Source organism: Ideonella sp. B508-1, from assembly GCF_000333615.1.
Lineage (GTDB): Bacteria > Pseudomonadota > Gammaproteobacteria > Burkholderiales > Burkholderiaceae_C > Ideonella.
In genome coordinates, this window is sequence record NZ_BADL01000465.1 from 1 (window position 1) to 1,475 (window position 1,475).

General features: G+C 63.8%; 3 protein-coding genes. All 3 read left to right on the forward strand.

Annotated elements, in window-relative coordinates:
- The coding region (locus I73_RS18785) for an amino acid ABC transporter permease (protein WP_022982030.1) at nt 1-526 on the forward strand (526 nt) is incomplete at its 5' end.
- Between the two features lies 1 nt (nt 527).
- The gene (locus tag I73_RS18790; protein ID WP_022982031.1) at nt 528-1,196 is read left to right on the forward strand and encodes an amino acid ABC transporter permease; all 669 of its coding nucleotides are present in this window, start codon (nt 528-530) and stop codon (nt 1,194-1,196) included.
- Between the two features lie 24 nt (nt 1,197-1,220).
- A partial coding sequence (locus tag I73_RS18795; protein WP_022982032.1) for an ATP-binding cassette domain-containing protein occupies nt 1,221-1,475 on the forward strand: 255 nt, incomplete at its 3' end.

Sequence of the window (1,475 nt, forward strand, 5' to 3'; positions counted from 1 at the left end):
TGTTCTGGGCAATGCTGGGACGGAGCTCTTCCGCAACATTCCGCTGCTGGTCCAGATCTTCCTCTGGTACCACGTGGTGCCGGCCCTGGTGCCGCCGCTCAAGGGCGTGCCCAGCTTTGTGCTGGTCGTGCTGGGCCTGGGCTTCTTCACTTCGGCCCGGGTGGCCGAGCAGGTCAAGGCCGGCATCCAGAGCCTGCCCAAGGGCCAGCGCTACGCCGGCCTGGCCCTGGGCCTGACGCTGCCGCAGACCTACCGCTATGTGCTGCTGCCCATGGCCATGCGCATCGTCATTCCGCCGCTCACCAGCGAGTCGATGAACATCATCAAGAACTCGGCCGTGGCCTTTGCGGTGAGCATTGCCGAGATGACCATGTTCGCCATGCAGGCGCAGGAAGAGACCTCGCGCGGCATCGAGATCTACCTGGCCGTGACCGGCCTGTATTTCATCTCGGCCTTTGCCGTCAACCGCGTGGCGCTCGTCATCGAGAAGAAGCTGCGCGTGCCGGGCATGGTGGGGGCGCATTGAGATGATCAACCTCGACTTCTCCTTCCTGAACTGGCAGGTCCTGTCGGACTTCGTCGCCAAGGGCTTCTTCTTCTCGATCCAGCTGACCCTGGTGGCCATGCTGGGCGGCATTGCACTGGGCACCGTGCTGGCGCTGATGCGCCTGTCGGGCAAGCCCTGGCTGGTGGGCCCGGCGTCCTTCTACGTCAACACCCTGCGCTCCATCCCGCTGGTGATGGTGATCCTGTGGGTGTTCCTGCTGCTGCCGCTGCTCACCGGCGAGCCCATGGGCGCCGAGCTGTCGGCCGTCATCACCTTCACCCTGTTCGAGGCGGCGTACTATTCCGAAATCATGCGCGCCGGCATCCAGAGCGTGGCCAAGGGGCAGACCTATGCGGGCTACGCGATGGGCATGACCTACCGCCAGACCATGCAGCTGGTGGTGCTGCCGCAGGCCTTCCGCAACATGCTGCCCGTGCTGCTCACCCAGACCATCGTGCTGTTCCAGGACACGTCCCTGGTCTACGCCATCGGCGCCTACGACCTGCTCAAGGGCTTCGAGGTGGCCGGCAAGAACTTCAACCGCCCGGTCGAGACCTACCTGGTCGCCGCCGTCGTCTACTTCGTGATCTGCTTCAGCCTGTCCATGCTGGTCCGGCAATTGCAGAAGAAGATCGCCATCGTTCGCTAAGCATCACCCACCCGCGTCAACGCCATGATCGACATCAAGAACGTTTCCAAGTGGTACGGCAGCTTCCAGGTGCTGACCGATTGCACGACCAGCATCCAGAAGGGCGAGGTGGTGGTGGTTTGCGGCCCCTCGGGCTCCGGCAAGTCCACGCTGATCAAGACCGTCAATGCGCTGGAGCCCTTCCAGAAGGGCGACATCGTGGTCGATGGCATCAGCCTGTCCGACCCCAAGACCAACCTGCCCCAGCTGCGCAGCCGCGTGGGCATGGTGTTCCAGCAC

Coding starts and splice junctions, on each gene's coding strand:
- I73_RS18790 (WP_022982031.1), top strand. CDS start 528: ATGATCAACCTCGACTTCTCCTTCCTGAACTGGCAGGTCCTGTCGGAC.